Source organism: Caballeronia arationis (assembly GCF_001544975.2).
GTDB classification, from domain to species: Bacteria; Pseudomonadota; Gammaproteobacteria; order Burkholderiales; family Burkholderiaceae; genus Caballeronia; species Caballeronia arationis.
The window spans coordinates 98,311-113,965 of sequence record NZ_FCOG02000007.1 but is presented as its reverse complement, the minus strand read 5'-3'; the positions used below and the strand labels follow the sequence as shown (position 1 = coordinate 113,965).

General features: G+C 66.2%; 15 protein-coding genes. 7 read left to right on the top strand and 8 right to left on the bottom strand.

The features are described from left to right. Window positions 1-96 precede the first annotated feature (96 nt). Both AWB81_RS06335 and AWB81_RS06330 read left to right on the top strand, forming a co-directional pair. Window positions 97-429: a hypothetical protein gene (locus AWB81_RS06335; RefSeq protein ID WP_062633334.1), complete on the top strand. Its 333-nt coding sequence runs from the start codon at window positions 97-99 to the stop codon at window positions 427-429. Window positions 430-514: 85 nt separating this feature from the next. Beyond that, window positions 515-1,126: a J domain-containing protein gene (locus AWB81_RS06330; RefSeq protein WP_062633332.1), complete on the top strand. Its 612-nt coding sequence runs from the start codon at window positions 515-517 to the stop codon at window positions 1,124-1,126. 9 nt (window positions 1,127-1,135) lie between these two features. On the opposite strand, the gene AWB81_RS06325 is transcribed toward AWB81_RS06330, so the two are convergent. The 5 genes from AWB81_RS06325 to AWB81_RS06305 form a co-directional block, all read right to left on the bottom strand. After that, on the bottom strand, window positions 1,136-1,387 hold the full coding sequence (locus tag AWB81_RS06325; protein ID WP_062633330.1) for a hypothetical protein: 252 nt from the start codon (window positions 1,385-1,387) through the stop codon (window positions 1,136-1,138). Window positions 1,388-1,683: 296 nt separating this feature from the next. Then, window positions 1,684-2,058 (bottom strand): VOC family protein, encoded by a 375-nt coding sequence (locus AWB81_RS06320; protein ID WP_062633328.1) that lies wholly within the window; start codon window positions 2,056-2,058, stop codon window positions 1,684-1,686. 21 nt (window positions 2,059-2,079) lie between these two features. Then, entirely contained in the window at window positions 2,080-2,400 is a 321-nt protein-coding gene (locus AWB81_RS06315) for a hypothetical protein (protein WP_062633326.1), read from the bottom strand. A 144-nt stretch (window positions 2,401-2,544) separates the two neighbouring features. Next, on the bottom strand, window positions 2,545-3,030 hold the full coding sequence (locus AWB81_RS06310; protein WP_062633324.1) for an SRPBCC family protein: 486 nt from the start codon (window positions 3,028-3,030) through the stop codon (window positions 2,545-2,547). A 54-nt stretch (window positions 3,031-3,084) separates the two neighbouring features. Further along, window positions 3,085-6,378 (bottom strand): adenylate/guanylate cyclase domain-containing protein, encoded by a 3,294-nt coding sequence (locus tag AWB81_RS06305; protein ID WP_062633322.1) that lies wholly within the window; start codon window positions 6,376-6,378, stop codon window positions 3,085-3,087. A gap of 271 nt (window positions 6,379-6,649) precedes the next feature. On the opposite strand from AWB81_RS06305, the gene AWB81_RS06300 reads away from it, so the two are divergent. Beyond that, complete coding sequence (locus AWB81_RS06300; protein ID WP_062633423.1) at window positions 6,650-8,878, top strand: SulP family inorganic anion transporter; 2,229 nt, start codon at window positions 6,650-6,652, stop codon at window positions 8,876-8,878. 45 nt (window positions 8,879-8,923) lie between these two features. Here AWB81_RS06300 and AWB81_RS06295 read toward each other — a convergent pair whose 3' ends face one another. Further along, window positions 8,924-9,118, bottom strand: a complete 195-nt coding sequence (locus tag AWB81_RS06295; RefSeq protein ID WP_062633420.1) for a hypothetical protein — start codon at window positions 9,116-9,118, stop codon at window positions 8,924-8,926. Between the two features lie 278 nt (window positions 9,119-9,396). Between AWB81_RS06295 and AWB81_RS06290 the strand changes: the two genes are divergently transcribed. Both AWB81_RS06290 and AWB81_RS06285 read left to right on the top strand, forming a co-directional pair. Continuing rightward, a complete protein-coding gene (locus tag AWB81_RS06290; protein ID WP_062633320.1) occupies window positions 9,397-9,921 on the top strand; it encodes a DUF3280 domain-containing protein in 525 nt (174 codons plus the stop codon). 148 nt (window positions 9,922-10,069) lie between these two features. Then, the gene (locus AWB81_RS06285) at window positions 10,070-11,122 is read left to right on the top strand and encodes a beta-propeller fold lactonase family protein (RefSeq protein ID WP_062633318.1); all 1,053 of its coding nucleotides are present in this window, start codon (window positions 10,070-10,072) and stop codon (window positions 11,120-11,122) included. 707 nt (window positions 11,123-11,829) lie between these two features. Here AWB81_RS06285 and AWB81_RS06280 read toward each other — a convergent pair. Next, entirely contained in the window at window positions 11,830-12,471 is a 642-nt protein-coding gene (locus AWB81_RS06280) for a TetR/AcrR family transcriptional regulator (RefSeq protein ID WP_062633316.1), read from the bottom strand. A gap of 172 nt (window positions 12,472-12,643) precedes the next feature. Between AWB81_RS06280 and AWB81_RS45630 the strand changes: the two genes are divergently transcribed. Both AWB81_RS45630 and tehA read left to right on the top strand, forming a co-directional pair. Continuing rightward, window positions 12,644-12,925 (top strand): hypothetical protein, encoded by a 282-nt coding sequence (locus AWB81_RS45630; RefSeq protein WP_062633314.1) that lies wholly within the window; start codon window positions 12,644-12,646, stop codon window positions 12,923-12,925. A gap of 136 nt (window positions 12,926-13,061) precedes the next feature. Beyond that, complete coding sequence (gene tehA, locus AWB81_RS06270) at window positions 13,062-14,090, top strand: dicarboxylate transporter/tellurite-resistance protein TehA (protein ID WP_087134827.1); 1,029 nt, start codon at window positions 13,062-13,064, stop codon at window positions 14,088-14,090. Here the strand turns inward: tehA and AWB81_RS06265 are convergent. Then, a complete protein-coding gene (locus AWB81_RS06265; RefSeq protein WP_062633310.1) occupies window positions 14,054-15,607 on the bottom strand; it encodes a serine hydrolase in 1,554 nt (517 codons plus the stop codon). The genes tehA and AWB81_RS06265 overlap by 37 nt on opposite strands. Window positions 15,608-15,655: the final 48 nt, after the last annotated feature.

The following is a 15,655-nucleotide window of genomic DNA, read 5'->3' as shown; positions in this document are numbered from 1 at the left end:
GCTTGAAGGTCGAGCCGGCTGCGCGGCATCATAACGCTGGCGTGTGTCGATCACGTGTCGCCCGGGCGGCACGGTCAACCGAAGCTGGAGAATTCGATGCCCCCTGCATCCGACGGCAAGCACGCACCGCTCGCGGGCCTCGACCGGGCGTCCAGGCGCACGGTGCGGCGCCTTGCGTGGCATTTCGCGCAACGACACTGGGGACTGCATCTGCCCGCCATCGTGTGGATTGCGCTCGTCGTCGCGCACACGTGGTACGGCGTGCTGCCGGAGCGCCACGAGTATCTCGTCGCGACTGTCGCGCTGTTCGCGGTGGCGGTGCTCAACATCAGGCTGCATATCCGCCGCCAGCTTCCGGCGGCGCGCGCCGTGTTCGACCGGCTCGGTGCCGAGGGCGTTCGCAACATCACGGGGCGTCGGATGCCGTGACGCGCGGTCATGCGTCGCCCCGTCGCGAGACTGCACTTTTCGCATGTTACGATGGTCCGCGACCCGAACACGAACCGAATGCACGATGGCAACGCTATACGAAACGCTGGGCGTCGACGAGCACGCCTCCGACGAAGAAATCAAACGCGCCTACCGCAAGGCCGCAATGCGCTGTCACCCGGATCGCAACGTCGGAAGCGAGGACACCGCGCGCGCTGCGTTCCAGGAGATAAAGGAAGCGTACGCGATCCTTTCCGACCCGGCGCAGCGGCAGGTCTACGATTCGATCTTCGCGGAAGAGATGCGCCGCTGGGAAGAGCAGCGGCAGCAGGAAGAGGCCGAGGAAGCCGAGCGCCGCGCGGCCGCGCAGGCGGCGGCCCAGGGGGAATATGCGGAGCGCGTGGCGCTCGCGATGCACTTTGCCACGCAAGGCTACAACCGCGATGTAGTTTTCGGCGTGCTGCTCGGCCAGCGATGCGACGCGCAAACCGCAGGCCATATCGCCGACAGCGCAATTGCGCTGCATGCCTCGCGGCAGGAACAGATGGCAGGAGAACAGAAAGAAGCGCAGACGGTGACGGAAGAGGCCGTCCGGTCAGACGAGAAGGATACGGAAAAGGAGAAGGAGCCGTCGTCTGCGCACGCCCATCATCTGGGCGCGCTGTGGTTCCAGTTTCTCAACGGCCTGAAATTCTAGCCGGGCAATTCAGGCAGCGAGCCTTTCGACATGCATCTTCGCGCGATCACTGTCGGGCGGGAAGACGCACCAGTAGCCGTCGTCGTGGCGAAAGAAAAAGAGTGAGCGCGTGCCGGTGGGCTGCGAAGTCTCGACGCGCACGTACCGCCTGTGGCCGACCCGCGTACGGCTGAATTCCATCACGTGAACCGGCGCAGTAGACCCGGGCGCAAGCCACTTTTCGACCTGGTACCGCAGGGACTGCTCACTCGTGCTTTTCATTTCCACTCTCCGTCTCACCGGTTGCTGCCGCCTTGCGCGGACTGCGCGCATCGCGTAACCGAACCGGCTGCCGCGTCGCACCACACACTTGAGAAAGCACTTTAACTCTACGCTTCGAAAGCTTCGGTGTGCGGTTTTTGGCGAAATAGCAACAGCCGGATACTTTCTTTCGATGCGTGCCTTCAGCGTGCGCGCGGGCGCAGCGAGGGTCTGTGCGCCATCGTTCATATGAATCGAGAACGTCGCGGGAAAGATCCTTGACGGAGATGAAGCGAAACTCGTGCCCGGGAAGTTTGCTATGAACCGAGCGGACGCGCGAAGCTGAGTTCGTGGCCGTCCGGATCGCTGACGTGGAAGTAGCGCTCGTTCCAGGGCGCATCGCGCGGAGCGAACGAAGGCTTGATTCCCGCCGCCATCAGCTTCCTATAGAGCGCGTCCACGTCGGACACATAGATGATGACGCGTCCCCAGCCGCTGACGGGCTCGTGCGCCTCCGCGATCAGGTTGAGGAACGATCCGCCGATCGCGAACGACGTGAAGGCTTCCTGCGGGCCGCCGTACAGAAGCGGGAAGCCGAGCGTCTGGTAGAAGCGCACCGCGCGCTGCATGTCGCGGGTGACGAGCGTGATGGCGCTCAGGCTTTCGAAGCTCGGCTCGGTCAGCTGGTTCATCGTCGGCGGTCGTCGGGGTCGTCAGTGATGATGGTGCTGCGACACGAGCGGCAACACGGAAAGATCCGGATGCGTGCCGTCGATGATGGTCTTGCCCACGTGCCGCGCGTCGTCGACGGCGTCGTCGGCGGACTTGAACTCGTCGTTGCCGTCGGCGTGGAAATGCACGGCTTCGCCGGGCGCATTCGCATTCGCTCCGTGCCGGCACACGTGGCCGATATACACGTAGCGCTCGATCGTGCGCGGCGGCGCGTGCTCCGGTGCCATTTTCAGCTGCGGCAGCACATGGATTTCGAAGCCTTCGTATTCAAACACGTGCCATTGAGCAGGTTCGTCGGGCATGAGCGCCTCCTTGTTGCCGAAATTTGCGGAGCGAACGTGTGTGTCGAACGCATTCCGGACGAGCGGCGAGATGCCGGGCCGCTCCGGTCCAACGTTACTCCAGTTGACGGTTCGAATCCATCGAACGGTGCGGCCGAAAGCCGGCTACCACTGTTCGATGCGGATCAGCCGCGCATTCAGGCGTCGCGCGAGCGCATGACCGCCTTCGCGCATGATCGCGTCGTGGTTCCAGCGAAAGACCGGACGCGCGAGCGGCGCGAGCAGGTTCATCCAGGCGCGTGTGGTGCGCACGTGCCAGTCGTAGCGGACCTGCGTTCCTTCGCCGAGCGCGCTGAATCGCCAGCAGCCGGTGCCTTCGACCGTGCCGCTCGCTTCGCCTTCGAGCGCGCTCAACGGCTCCACGCGGGTGATGCGCATGTCGAAGACCACACGATACGGCAGCACGCCGCGCCACACATAGTGATGCAGCGCGCCGACGCCGTCGTGGTCGCCGCTCTTCAGTTCGACGGTGCGCTCGACGTTCTTCCACCAGTCGGGCCAGCGCGCGGCGTCGTGGATGACGTCCCACACGCGCTCGATGCTCGCGTCGATGCACCAGACGGTCGAGAAGCGGTATTCGGTGAGTGGCATGATTCGTCGCGAATGTCCTTTGTAGCTACGGGTCGTGGTTCTGCGCTGCGATGTTCAATGCCCCGCGAGCGCCTCGTCGACGGCGGGCAGATAAGCCATCAGGCCCGCTTCCTCCAACTCGCCGCGCACGCGCGCGAGCTGTTGCTGTGTGGCTTCGTCGTCGTGTCCTTCCCGGGCAGCGGCCAAGGCCCGTCCGCGTGACGCGAAGAGGCTCGCCCACGATAGCGGCTCTTCGCGCGCGTACGCTTCCAGCGCCTCTGCATGACGACACGCACCGGCCGTATCGCCGGCCGCGAGCAACGCCTCGATCGCATCGCGATAAAACCACAGATGGTTGTGCCCGACCGCGCCCTGCCGCAGCAATTCGGCGCCTTGCGCCAGCATCCGCGCGCATTCGAGCGGGTCGCCGGACGTGCGCGCGAGCGCGCTCAGCGCCTTCGGTGCGCTGAACTGCGTGCCGACTTCATCGCAGATCGCAAGGGCCTCGCGCAGCAACCGGGCGGCGCGCACGGGTTCCTTCGCATCGATCAGAAGGCGCGCACGCATCTCCAGATTCTGTGCCTCGAAGCGACGCGCGCCGAGCTGACGGATCAGCCGCATCTCGCGGTCGAGATGCTCGCGCGTGGCGTCGGCATCGCCGAGTTCGTGCGCGGCGAACGCGCCCATCGTCTCGCCGAGCAGTTCGGCGCGCGGCTGGCCGACGAGCGCCGCCGCCCGCGCGGCCGCCGCGCCGTCCTCGCGGGCGAGCCGCGCCTCGTTCAGGTAGATGCGGCTGAAGCCCACCATCGACCGGTTCGCGACCTCGATACGCCCGAGGCCGTGCTCGCGGGACAGCGCGACGCACTGGCTGAAGTGCTCGAAGGCGGTGCGCATGCGGCCCTGCGCGTAGGCCGCGTCGGCGAGGCCGCCGAGCGCGCGTGCTTCCGCTTCGGGCGAACCCGAGCGCCGCGCGTGCGCGAGTCCGCGCTGATGCTCTTCGCGACAGCCATCGATCCGGCCGAGAGGAAACAGGATGTTGCCGCGCAGATGATGCAGACGCGCGAGTTCGGCGACCATGCCGTGACGTTCTGCGATCTGCTGCGCGGCGTCGAGCAGCGCCTGCGCCTCGGTCAGGCCTTCGCTCACCCGCAGGCTTTCCGCGAGCCCGAGTTGCGCGCGCGCGGTGCACGGTTCGTCGGGCGCGCCGGCCACCGCCAGCCGGTACGTGTCGATCGACGCAGCGATCTCGCCCAGATCGCGCTCCAGTTCGCCCCGCAGGCAGGTCAGCGCGTGGCGGTCGGCGGGCTCGCCCGCGATCTCGATGCCGCGCGCGATCAGGCGCAGCGCGGCATCGGGCAGCCACGCGGCGCGCTGTGCGAGCGCTGCTTCGAGATAGGCGCGCGGGGCGCCCGCGTCCTCGGCGCGGTCGAGATGCTGGGCGCGCAGCACGGGATCGCTTGCGGCGAACCAGTCCGCCGCCCGCCGGTGCAGCTCGCGGCGGCGCGCGCGCAGGAGCGTCGAGTACGCGCCTTCCTGAATCAGGGCGTGCGCGAACAGGAAGCCGTCGCCTTCGGGCAGCACGAGCGCATTCGCGACGAGCCCGTCGCACGTATAGTCCGGCGCGTCGGTCAGTTGCCGCAGGAGCCCGAGTCCGAAGCGCTGGCCGATCACGGCGGCCGCCTGGAACGCGAGCCGGTCGATGGCGTGCAAGCGGTCCATGCGCGCGAGCACGAGGCTCTGGATCGACGCGGGCACGGCTTCGCCGCGGCCCTCTTCGGCGTTGCGCAGCAGTTGTTCGAGAAAGAGCGGATTGCCGTCCGCCCGCTCGATGCACGCGAGTGCGACGCGCTGGGTCGCATCGATGAAGCCGTCCGCGAGACTGAGCGCCTCGTCGCGCCGCAGCGGGCCGAGGTCGATCGTCGCGAATGGCGTGCCGCGGCAGCCTGCGCGCCACGCGGCGTCGAGCGGATCGCCTTCGACGCGCGAGGTCATCACGACGAGCCCCGGCCCGTTCGCGACCGCCGCCGCCATCGTCGAGACGAACCCGAGCACCTGCGGATCGGCCCAGTGAAGGTCCTCGACGACGATCATCGCCGGCCCGCGACGGCAGGCGCCTTCGATGAGCGCAGCCACCAGTGCGCGCTTGCCGCGGTCGCGCGCGGCGTTGTCCATCGCGTCGTAGAGCGTGCGCCATTCGCCTGTCTGCGGCAGGTCGAGCAGGTCGTGCAGGAACATCAGCCGGTCGGCGCCGATGGTGCCAACGGCTGCGACGCGCGCGGCGGCCTCGCGCCGCTGGTCGAGGTCCGCGCCCGGCGCGAGCCCGAGCAGACTGCCTACGATCGCGCGCACAGGGTCCTGGCCGCGTCCCATGCCGAAGTCGAGCACGCGCCCGTGGTGGACCGCGAAGCCGAGCGGTTCGCCGAAGCGCCGGATCTCTTCGACGAGCCGCGACTTGCCGATGCCCGCCTCGCCGCGCACGCAGACGGCGTGACCCGCGTGGGCAGTCACGCACGCGCGCGCGATGCCGCGAAACTGTTCCAGTTCCGCATGGCGGCCGACGAAGCGGCTACGGTTGCCGTTCGAGCGCTCGCCCTCCAGGCTGGTGACGCCGGTGAGGCGCCAGACGCGCACGGGCGCGTCGATGCCCTTGAAGCGCAATTCGCCGAAGGCGTCGGCGCGGACCGCGTCGCCGAGCGCGCGATGCACCTCGCTCGCGATCAGCGTCTCGCCGGGGCCGGCGGCATCGACGAGACGCGCGGCGAGATTCACCGAGTCGCCGATCACGGTGTAGTCGTGAAAGCCCGCGCGGTCGTGCGCGCCCGCGATCACTTCGCCGCTCGCGATGCCGACATGCGCGACGAGCGGCCGCGCCGCCGTCTTCGAGAGATTCGCGAGTGCCGCGTGGATGTCGAGCGCGGCGCGGGCGGCGCGCAGCGCGTCGGTGTCGTGCGCGCGCGGGGCGCCGAAGAGCGCCATCACGGCATCGCCGATGTGCTTGTCGATCGTGCCGCCGAGACCGAGCACGATGTCGTCGACGAGCGCCGTATAGCGGCCGACGTGCTCGCTCAGTTCCTCGGCGTCGAGCGTGCGCGACAGCGCCGTGAAATTGCACAGGTCGGCGAAGAGGATCGTGACCTGACGGCGCTCGCCTGCTGCGGGCGCCGGTGCGGCAGCAGGCGGCGCGGCGACGGCGGCGCGCCCGGCAATCGCGGCGAGCAGCCGCTTGCGATGCCCGAGCGACGCCACGCCGATCTCCTTCAGGTCGGCGTCGTCGAGTTGGGCGAGCATGGCGAGATCGACGTCGTTCTCGGCGAACGCACGTTCGTATTGCCCGAGCCCGAGGGCATCGAGCCATTGACCGATGTCCATCGCCTGTGCCTTTTTGCCTTGGTCGCCGGCCGTCTCGTCAGATGAATGGGGCGATGCGCCTCACCGCCCGTTGCCTCTACAGTGTAGGTCGCGCCGTCCGGGCACGATATGCGCGGGCGCACGCGGAAAATTGACATGCCGGCGCGGCGCGGCGGATACTCGTCGGCGGACCGCGCGCCATGCGGCTGCGGCGCAAACCCGCATCCCCGCAGGCGCGAAAGCGCCGTTGCACGTTCAGCACCGTATCGCCGACACGCATCGGGAGAGCGCTGTGAAGCCAGCCACCGCAGGTTCCGGGAGCGATCGAAGCGACGCGCGCATCGCGCGCCTGTTCGGCGACCTCGCGGCCGGCACGCTCTCGACGCTCGTCATGCTGTGCTACGCGATGAGCCTCGGCACGATGATCTTCAGCGCCGACCTCGCGCGCTACGCCGAACTCGGCGTGCCGACCGCGCTCGTCAGTTGCGTCGTGACGGCGCTCGTCATCGCGCTCACGAGCTCGATGCGCATGAATATCGGCGGCCCCGACAGCAATGCCACTGCGTTTCTCGTCGGCGTGGCGGCGGGGGTCGCGAGCAGCGTGCGCGCGAACGGCGGATCGCCCACCGCCATCCTGCTAACCGTGCTGATCTCGATCGCGCTGTGCTCGATCGTGACGGGCATCATCCTCTTCTCGATCGGGTCGTCCAAGCGCAGCCGGTCGCTGCAATTCCTGCCTTATCCCGTGATGGGCGGCTTTCTCGCCGGCACGGGCTATCTGCTGCTTACGGGCGCGTTTCGCGTGCTGACTGGCCACGCGCCGAGCTGGCAGGCGGTTCCGCTGCTCATTCACCTGCACTGGCTCGCGTGGGTGCCGGCGCTCGTCGTCGGCGCGCTGGCGACCATTCTTCATCGCGTGTGGAAGCATGCAGCCGTGCTGCCGGCGACGCTCGGCTTCGGCATTCTGCTCTTCTATGTGCTGCTGCACGTGGCGGGCATCCGCATCGACGATGCGCGCGACATGGGCCTGTTGCTTCAGCACGTGCCGATGCATGCGCTGCAGCTTCCCGAACTGCACCTTCCGCGTTCGCTCGCGCAGGGCGAGGTCGACTGGCACGCGATCGGCGCGCATCTGCCGGAGACGCTCGTGGTGACGTCGGTGTCGGCGATCACGATCCTGATGAACTCGACGGCGATCGGCGCCGCGACGGGCCAGGACGTCGACCTGAACCGCGAGATGCGCGCGGCCGGACTCGCGAATATCGCGAGCGGGATGCTGGGCGGCATGGTCGGCTACCAGTCTTACAACCGCTCGATGCTCAACGCGCGCGCCGGCGCGACGAGCCGCGTCGCCGGCGTGTTCGCCGCGCTCGCGTGCCTTCTCGTGCTCGCGGTGTCTCCGGATCTGGTCGCGCTCTTTCCGGTCCCCGTGCTCGTCGGCCTGCAGATTTTCATGGGGCTGCGCCTCCTGATGGACTGGCTCGTCGGCGCGTGGGGCAAGCTCGACTGGAACGAGTATCTGCTCGTGCCGCTGATCCTCGGCGTGATCGCTGTCTATGGCGTAGTGGCGGGCGTCGTCGCGGGCGTGCTTGCCGCATGCGTGACGTTCGCGTTGCTCTACGGGCGCGTGAGCTGCGTGCGCATGGAGTTCGACGGCAGCACGCGCACCTCGAACGTCGAGCGCACCATCGAGCAGGCCGAACGCCTCAAGGAGCATGGCTCGCAGGTGTGCGGGACCTGCCTGCAAGGCTTTCTCTTCTTCGGCACCGCCAACTCGATCCTGCATCGCGTGCGCGAGCGGCTCGGCCGCAACGCACCGATGCCGGTGCGCTACGTCGTGCTCGACTTCGGTGCGACGAACGGCGTGGATGCTTCCGTGTCGGTCAGCTTCATGAAGCTCAAGCAGGTGTGCGAGGCGCGGGGCGTCCTGCTCGTCCTGACGGGGTTGCCCGCGCGCTCGCGGCAACTGCTCGCGCGAACGGGCACGCTGAGTCTCGGCATCCACGAGTTCGACACGCTCGATGCGGGGCTCGAATGGATCGAGGAGCGCCAGCTCGACACCGACGCCGGCAAGCATCACACCGACGAGGCCGATTTCCACGCGACCCTCGCGCATCACTTCACGCCGCTCGCGCTCGAACGATTGATGGCGTGTCTCGAGATGCGCGAGATCGGCGCGGGCGAGCTGCTGTTCCGGCACGGCGAGCCGGGCGATGCGATATTCCTCGTCGAGCGGGGGCACGTAAGAGTCTCACTGACGCTCGCGGACGGGCGCGCGGTGCGACTGCGCTCGTTCGGACCGGGAACGATCGTCGGCGAGATGGCGGTGTATTCGCAGCGTCCGCGCAGCGCGGACGTGATCGCCGACGAGCCCGCGCGGCTGTGGCGGCTGTCGCTCGCGGCGTTGCAGCAGCTGGAGCGCGACGAACCGCTGACCGCGCAGCAGTGGCACCGGTTTGTCGTGAAGGTGATGGCGTCGCGGCTCGCGATTGCGGACGACGCATTGCGCGTGGCGTTGTGAGCGGTGCGGTGACTCGGTGCAGGGTCACCGCACGCCGCGCATGCTTCAAAGATACGATCCCTTGATGCGGCCCTCGAAGATGGCAGTGTTGATCTCCCAGTCGTCGACCGTGCCGACACCGTTGTTGTCGACTCGCACCTGAACGGCCCGGCCGCCGGTAAGGCGCTTCATCTGCTCGCGGTCCAGGGTGGCTTCTTCGTCGGAAAAGGGAAGGTCTTTGATGATGAGTGCGCGTTCCATGATGGGCTCTTTGAGGTCGGACGCAAGCACGGCGTGTGCTCGCTGCGTGTTTTGCAAGGCCTGTGCCAATCGTGCGAAGAACGGTCGTCGCCTGCGTGAAGCGAAGAGGGATAAGGCTCGCGGCCTTCATGCCATGTGTGTGCGATACCGCTCGTGTTGGCTTCAGTCGAACAAGGGGCGCGCTGCAGTTGGTCCGCATGCGACGCATGCGCGTTGAATTACTGCCAGCGTTGATTTAACTTCGATCCCACGCACAGTCGTCTGGAAAAGGAGAACCCATGACCCGGCAGACCATCGCCTGCACCATTGCCGCGTGCCTCTGCATGCTCGCTTCGCCGTCGCAGGCCGCGCCCAGATCGATTGCGGTCGTCGACTGCGCGCTGATCGACGACAACGCCGCCTACAACGATGCCGAACTCACGCGCATTCAGAACGCGCGGCTCGGCATGATCAGCAACGAACTGCGCGACCAGTTGCGCTCGCGCGATCTCTTTCATGTCGCCGACAACGCGCCTGCCGGGAATCTGATCGCGAGCCTGCAGGCATCGCAGGATCTCAACGCGTGCAACGGCTGCGAGCTGGAAGTGGGGCGCACGCTTGGCGTCGAGCGCGTGGGCGTCTGCTGGGTGCAGAAGATCAGCAACCTGATCCTCAACATCAACCTGCGCGTGGAGGATGTCGCGACGGGCAAGGCGGTGTTCCAGCGCTCCGTCGACATTCGCGGCAATACCGACCAGTCCTGGCGACGCGGCGTGAAATCGCTCGTCGATCTGCTTGCCGCCGACGCCGACGCGACACGCTGACTCCGGCCGCTCGCAGCCGAATTCGGGAAAATCTCCCGCCATCTGCCATTGTCAAGCGAACGCCTGATGGGCTAACTTGGCTATCGGGGCTCGCGCATCGTGGCGGCATTGCCTGTGCGCGGCAAAGAACAATACGCCGGAGACGAACATGCAAGACAGATACAAGGCGGCGCGCCTCGTGCTGCTTTCCGCGACGACGCTTGCCGCAAGCGCCTTCAACGCCGCCCACGCTGCCGCGCCGGTGGCCTACGTGACGAGCGAGACGGCGGGTGTCGGCGTGATCGACCTCGACCAGATGACGCTCACGAAGACCATCTCGCTCGGCAAGGACGGTCCGCGCGGCCTGAGCCTGAATGCGGACGGCACGCGGCTCTACGTCGCGAACAAGGCGACGGGCGATCTCTCGGAGATCGATACGTCGACGGGACAGATCGTGCGCCGCGCGAAGATCGGCCAGAATCCGGAGTTCGTGCGGGTGTTCAAGGGCTACGCGTATGTGACTTACGAGCCGGGCGAGAGCGGTCCGCCGGGACAGCCGCCGCAGGAAGAGAAGGAAGATGAGAATTCACCGCCGGCGGAGGTTGCCATCGTCGACCTGAAGAGCCTGAAGGTCGTGCATTCGGTGAAGAGCGGGCATGAGACGGAGGGCGTCGAGTTTTCGCCGGATGGCAAGGAGATTCTCGTGACCAACGAGGGCGACGATACGGTGTCGGTGTATCGCGTGGGGACGGGCAAGCCCGTCCGCACCGTGAAGCTTGCGAAGGGGTCGCGGCCGCGCGGGATCAAGGCTTCGCCGGATGGCAAGCAGTATGTCGTCACGCTGGAGAACGCCAACAAGTTCGTCGTGCTCGACGGGCGCAGTCTGAAGACGGTGAAGACCGTCGATACGAAGACGGGGCCGTATGGGATTGCGTTCGGGCCGAACGGTAAGCGGCTCTTTGTGGCCGCATCGCGGGACAAGACCTTGCAGGTGTTCGATGGCAAGACTTATGAGCATGTGAGCGATGTTCCGGTGGGGCAGCGGTGCTGGCACTTCAGCTTTACGCCGGACGGGGGGAAACTGCTGCTCGCCTGCGGGAGGTCGAATGCGGTTTATGTGCTCGATGCCGAGAACTATCAGACGATCAAGCAGATCGGGGACCTGCCATTGGCCTGGGGGATCGTTACTTATCCCCCTTCGGCGGGGTCCATCGGACGGTGAGGTTTTTGCTGGCGCTTTTTGAACACCGTTTGATTTTGCTTCGCTTCTATGGAACTTGCTTTCTTGGCGGTCTATTAGCTCTGCCCCTGTCCGGGGCGGGACTTACTTTCTTTGCTGCTGCAAAGAAAGTAAGCAAAGAAAGCAGCTTTTCTGGCAGCAGTCACAGCACGTCAACGCCCTCGCACAACTGACTGGCCCAGCCCCTAAGTGTCGCCCTCAAAGGACCGACCCGGTTTGGCGCGCGCACGCACTGCACCCCTCGCAGTCCAACAAAGTGGTAAGCACTTCGTTCCGGTCCGTCCGCGCTTCGCTCGGACGACGGGCACAACCGAAAACCAGCGGTTTGCAACCTCGACCGCGAACCTCAACCGCGCGACGAATGTACCTTTCGTCCAGCGAAGCGAAAACGGATGAATGACTGCTGTGCCAACTTGTTCACTGTGCGATGTCACGGTGCGTGCCGCGCGCCAAGCCCCTGAAGTTCTTCGAGGGCGACACTTAGGCGGCATGTCCACTCAGTACTTCAAAGGCGTTGCCGTCCTAAGACTGCTGCTTGAAAAGCTGCTTTCTTTGCTTACTTTCTTTGCAGCAGCAAAGAAAGTAAGTCCCGCCCCGGACAGGGGCAGAGCAAATAGACCACAAAGAAAGCAAGTTCCATAGAGGCGGCAGAAACATCAAACGGTGTAAAAACCCAGTAGCACGAGCCATCACGAACCACGCGGTTTATCATCGAACGGCAGCGAGGCAACGAACGCATCAATCGCGCTGATGAGCGACGCGCGCGACGCGCCGTCGTGCGCCTGAACGGAGATGCCGCACAGCACGGTGACGCACAGCGCCGCGAGCGATTCGGTATCGACGGAAGGTGCGAGCTGGCCGTCTTCCACGGCTTTCAGAAGCCGCTTTCTGATCATCGAGGTGAGGCCAAGACGGCCTTTGCGCAACATGGCGCGCAGCGCCTCGTGTTCGGCGCCAACCCGGATCGTACCGAGAATCAGCATGCAACCACGCGCCCTGCCGGGCCGCGTGAACAGTTCGATGTTGCGTCTGAACATGGCGGCGATCGCTTCGCGCCCGCCTGCGTTTTCTTCGAGCGCCCTGCGCGCAATCGCCCCTTCCGCGCTTCCGTAAAGCCCGAGCGCCTCGCGAAAAAGATCTTCCTTGCCACCAAACGCCGCGTAGAGGCTCGGCGAATTGATGCCCATTGCGTCGGCGAGATCGCTCATCGACGTGCCGTCGAAACCCTTCTCCCAGAACACTTCCATCGCGCACCGCAAGGCGGCGTCGCGATCGAAGGCGCGCGGCCGGCCGCGTGGCCGCCGTGCCGCTTCCTCATTCACCGATGACATCTGCGCTCCTGTTCAACGGACGCCCGTTCGCGGCGTCTTCATTATTTATGTATCGAGCATAACAAAAATGCTGGACAGACACCAGCCGGTTCGACTAATATATGTATCAATCGTTACATAAATCAGATGACCGGCTTTTGCCGGCATCGTTCTGTTTTAAGGAGTTGTCTTCATGAAAGCACTGATCCGCGCGGCCATCGCCGCAGCCATTCTCGCCGGTCCCGTCGCTTCGTTCGCGCAGGCAGCTGCCGTCGCCGTGTCCACCGATTCGGCCAAGACCTTCGACATCTTCGTCGATCAGCCCACCGGCTTCACCTTCGTGAAAATGCCCGGCGGCTGGAAGTTCGTCGGCGCAGTGAACAAGGAAGAGGCGAAACACCTGCCGGCTACCGTTCTGACGTCGGTGCTGCCGGCGCAAGCGTCCCAGCAGGCGAGCGCCACCGTGCGCCAGTAACGCCGTTTGATCCGATCGAGCATGTTCATGAGTCTCACCGGCATTCACGAAAAACGCAGCGCCCGCTAAATTACGTTCCATCGACGGCCCGCCGCAACAAAGTGGGCCCGTCGCAATCCTTTCGGGAGGAACGGCGGTGAAAAAGAATCGTGGACCGATGCCGGTGGCGTTCTTCGGCATTGCGGTGGGCGCGCTGGCGATGGCGAATGCGTGGCGGGTCGCGGAGAGAATCTGGCCCGTGCCGGCCGCTGCCGCACACTGGCTGACGCTCGCGGCGCTTGCGGTGTGGGTCGCGGTGCTGGCCGGCTATGCGCACAAGTGGATCGTGCATCGCGACGCAGCGGTGGCCGAGATGCAGCATCCGGTGCAGTCGTCGTTTGCGGCGCTCGGGCCGGTGTCGAGCCTGCTCGCCGCGCAGGCGCTGATGCACTATGCGCGGCCGCTGGCCTTCGCGGTGTTCGTCGTCGCGGCAGCGAGTGCGCTCGCGCTCGGCGTCTACCTGCATGGCCGCTTCTGGCAGGGCGGACGCAAGCCGGAATTCACGACGCCCGCCATCTACCTGCCTTCCGTAGGCACCAGTTTCGTCGCCGGAACGACGGCGGCCGCATTCGGCTGGACCCAGGCCGGCGCGCTCTTCTTTGGCGCGGGCGTGCTGTCGTGGCTTGCGCTCGAATCGATGATGCTGCATCGCGCGGCGGTGCATGATCCGCTGCCCGACGCGCTGCGGCCGACGCTCGGCATCCAGCTTGCGCCTCCCGTAGTGGGCGGTGTGACGTATATGAGCATCACGAGCGGCACGCCCGACGGGTTCGCGATGATCCTGCTCGGCTACGGTCTCTATCAGGCGCTCCTGCTGTTGCGCCTCCTGCCGTGGATTCGCAAGCAAGCCTTCGCGCCGTCGTACTGGGCGTTCAGTTTCGGCGTCGCGGCACTGCCGACGCTGGCAATGCGCATGGTCGAGCGCGGCAGCACCGGGCTCGTCGCGTGGCTCGCTTCATCGCTCTTCATCGCTGCGAACGTGGTGATCGGCATGTTGGTCGTGAAGACGGTCGCGCTGATGTTGCGCGGCGAATTGCTGCCGCCCGCCGTCGCGCAAGCCGAGCCGCCGAAGGCCCGCGAAGCCGACGATCAGCGGATGAACGTGCCGACGCCGTCCTCGTCGTAATACTCGAGCGTCACGCGGTTGCTCAGGAACAACGCCTTCGAGATCGTGCCCGGCGATGCGTTCTCGTTGACGAGCGTGAAGGTGAAGACATCGCCGTCCCAATGCGTGAGCGGCAGCATCATCGGACGCGGTCCGATCGAGAGCACGAGCGAGCCGCCCCGATCGATCACCTGGATCGGCCCGTAGTAGTCGTTGCGACAGGTCCCCGTGTAGGTGGAAAGCGCCCGGGCCGGCAGCGGCGACGCGGGCGGCGCCACGCCGACGAGCGATCCCTCCGGCTTGCTGAGCGACGCGAACGCATTGGCGTAGAGCTTCGCCCAGTCGCGCTGGATCGAGCCGAACTGCACGAGATCGAAGAACTGTGCGGTCAGTGTCTCAGGCACGCCGATCGGATAGCCGTTGGTGAGCGCGATGATCGCGACTCCCGTCGACGGCACAACCAGAAAGTTGGTCGCAGCGCCCGCGCCGAACGCGCCGGAGTGACTGAAACTCGGGCGTCCCGCCGCAGTCGTGCCGACATTGAAGCCGTAGCCGTAAAAGCTCGCGGGATGGCCGTCGCCCTCCGGCACGGACTGCACCTGCGCGCTGGTGGCGGCGGCGAGCGCCTTCTCGTCGACGATGCGGCGGCCGTTGAACACGCCCTTGCCGAGCATCATCGCGAGCCACTTTGCCATGTCGTTGACCGACGAGCTGACGCCGCCCGCCGGCGATTGCGCATCGGGCGTCGTCCCGAGGCCCTGCACCCACTTGCCGTTCACCTTCACATGCCCGAGCGCGCGGTTGCTGCGCGCGGCGAAGTCGGCGTAGCGCGAACTCGTGCTGCTCATGCCGAGCGGCTGATAGATGACCTGCTCCGAGAGCGTCGCCCAGTCGATCCCCGCCGCCGCCGCGACGGACACCGCCGCCGCCGTCACCCCGAAGTTCGTATCGAAGTATGAGTTTCTGAACGGATGCAGCGGCAAAAAGCGCAGACGTTCGAGGATTTCCCTCTTACCATAGCCCATGTCCTCGAGACGGTCGCCGGCGTGATCGGGCAGACCCGAGCGGTGCGAGTACAGGTCCGCGATCTCGATGGTCTGACTCACTTCGGGATCGGAGAGCGCGAACCACGGCAGATGCGCGCGCACTGGCGTGTTCCACGCCACACTGCCTATCCCGACCTGATGCGCAACCACGCTCGACCCGACCGACTTCGATACCGACGCGAGCTGGAAGACGGTGTCGGCGTCGACCGGCTGGCCCGAGCCGACGAGCCGCGTGCCGAAGCCTTTCGCGTAGACCGTCTGGCCGTTGCGCACGACTGCCACCGCCATGCCCGGGACGCCGGTGCTCGACATCAGTTCGGCGGCGAGTTTGTCGATCTGTCCGATCGCGTCGTTGATCTGTTTCTCGGGGACGGGGACGGGAGCGGGCTGTGACTCGCCGGCGTTCGAGTTGCTGCCGCCGCACACTGCGAACGCGCCGCACAGCGTGGCGCCGAGAAAGCGGCGGCGTCCCTGCAAAGGTGTCGATCCCATCGAGGCTCTCCCCGGCCAAGCCGAAGCTGCGGCGCACGTGCGGCGCGA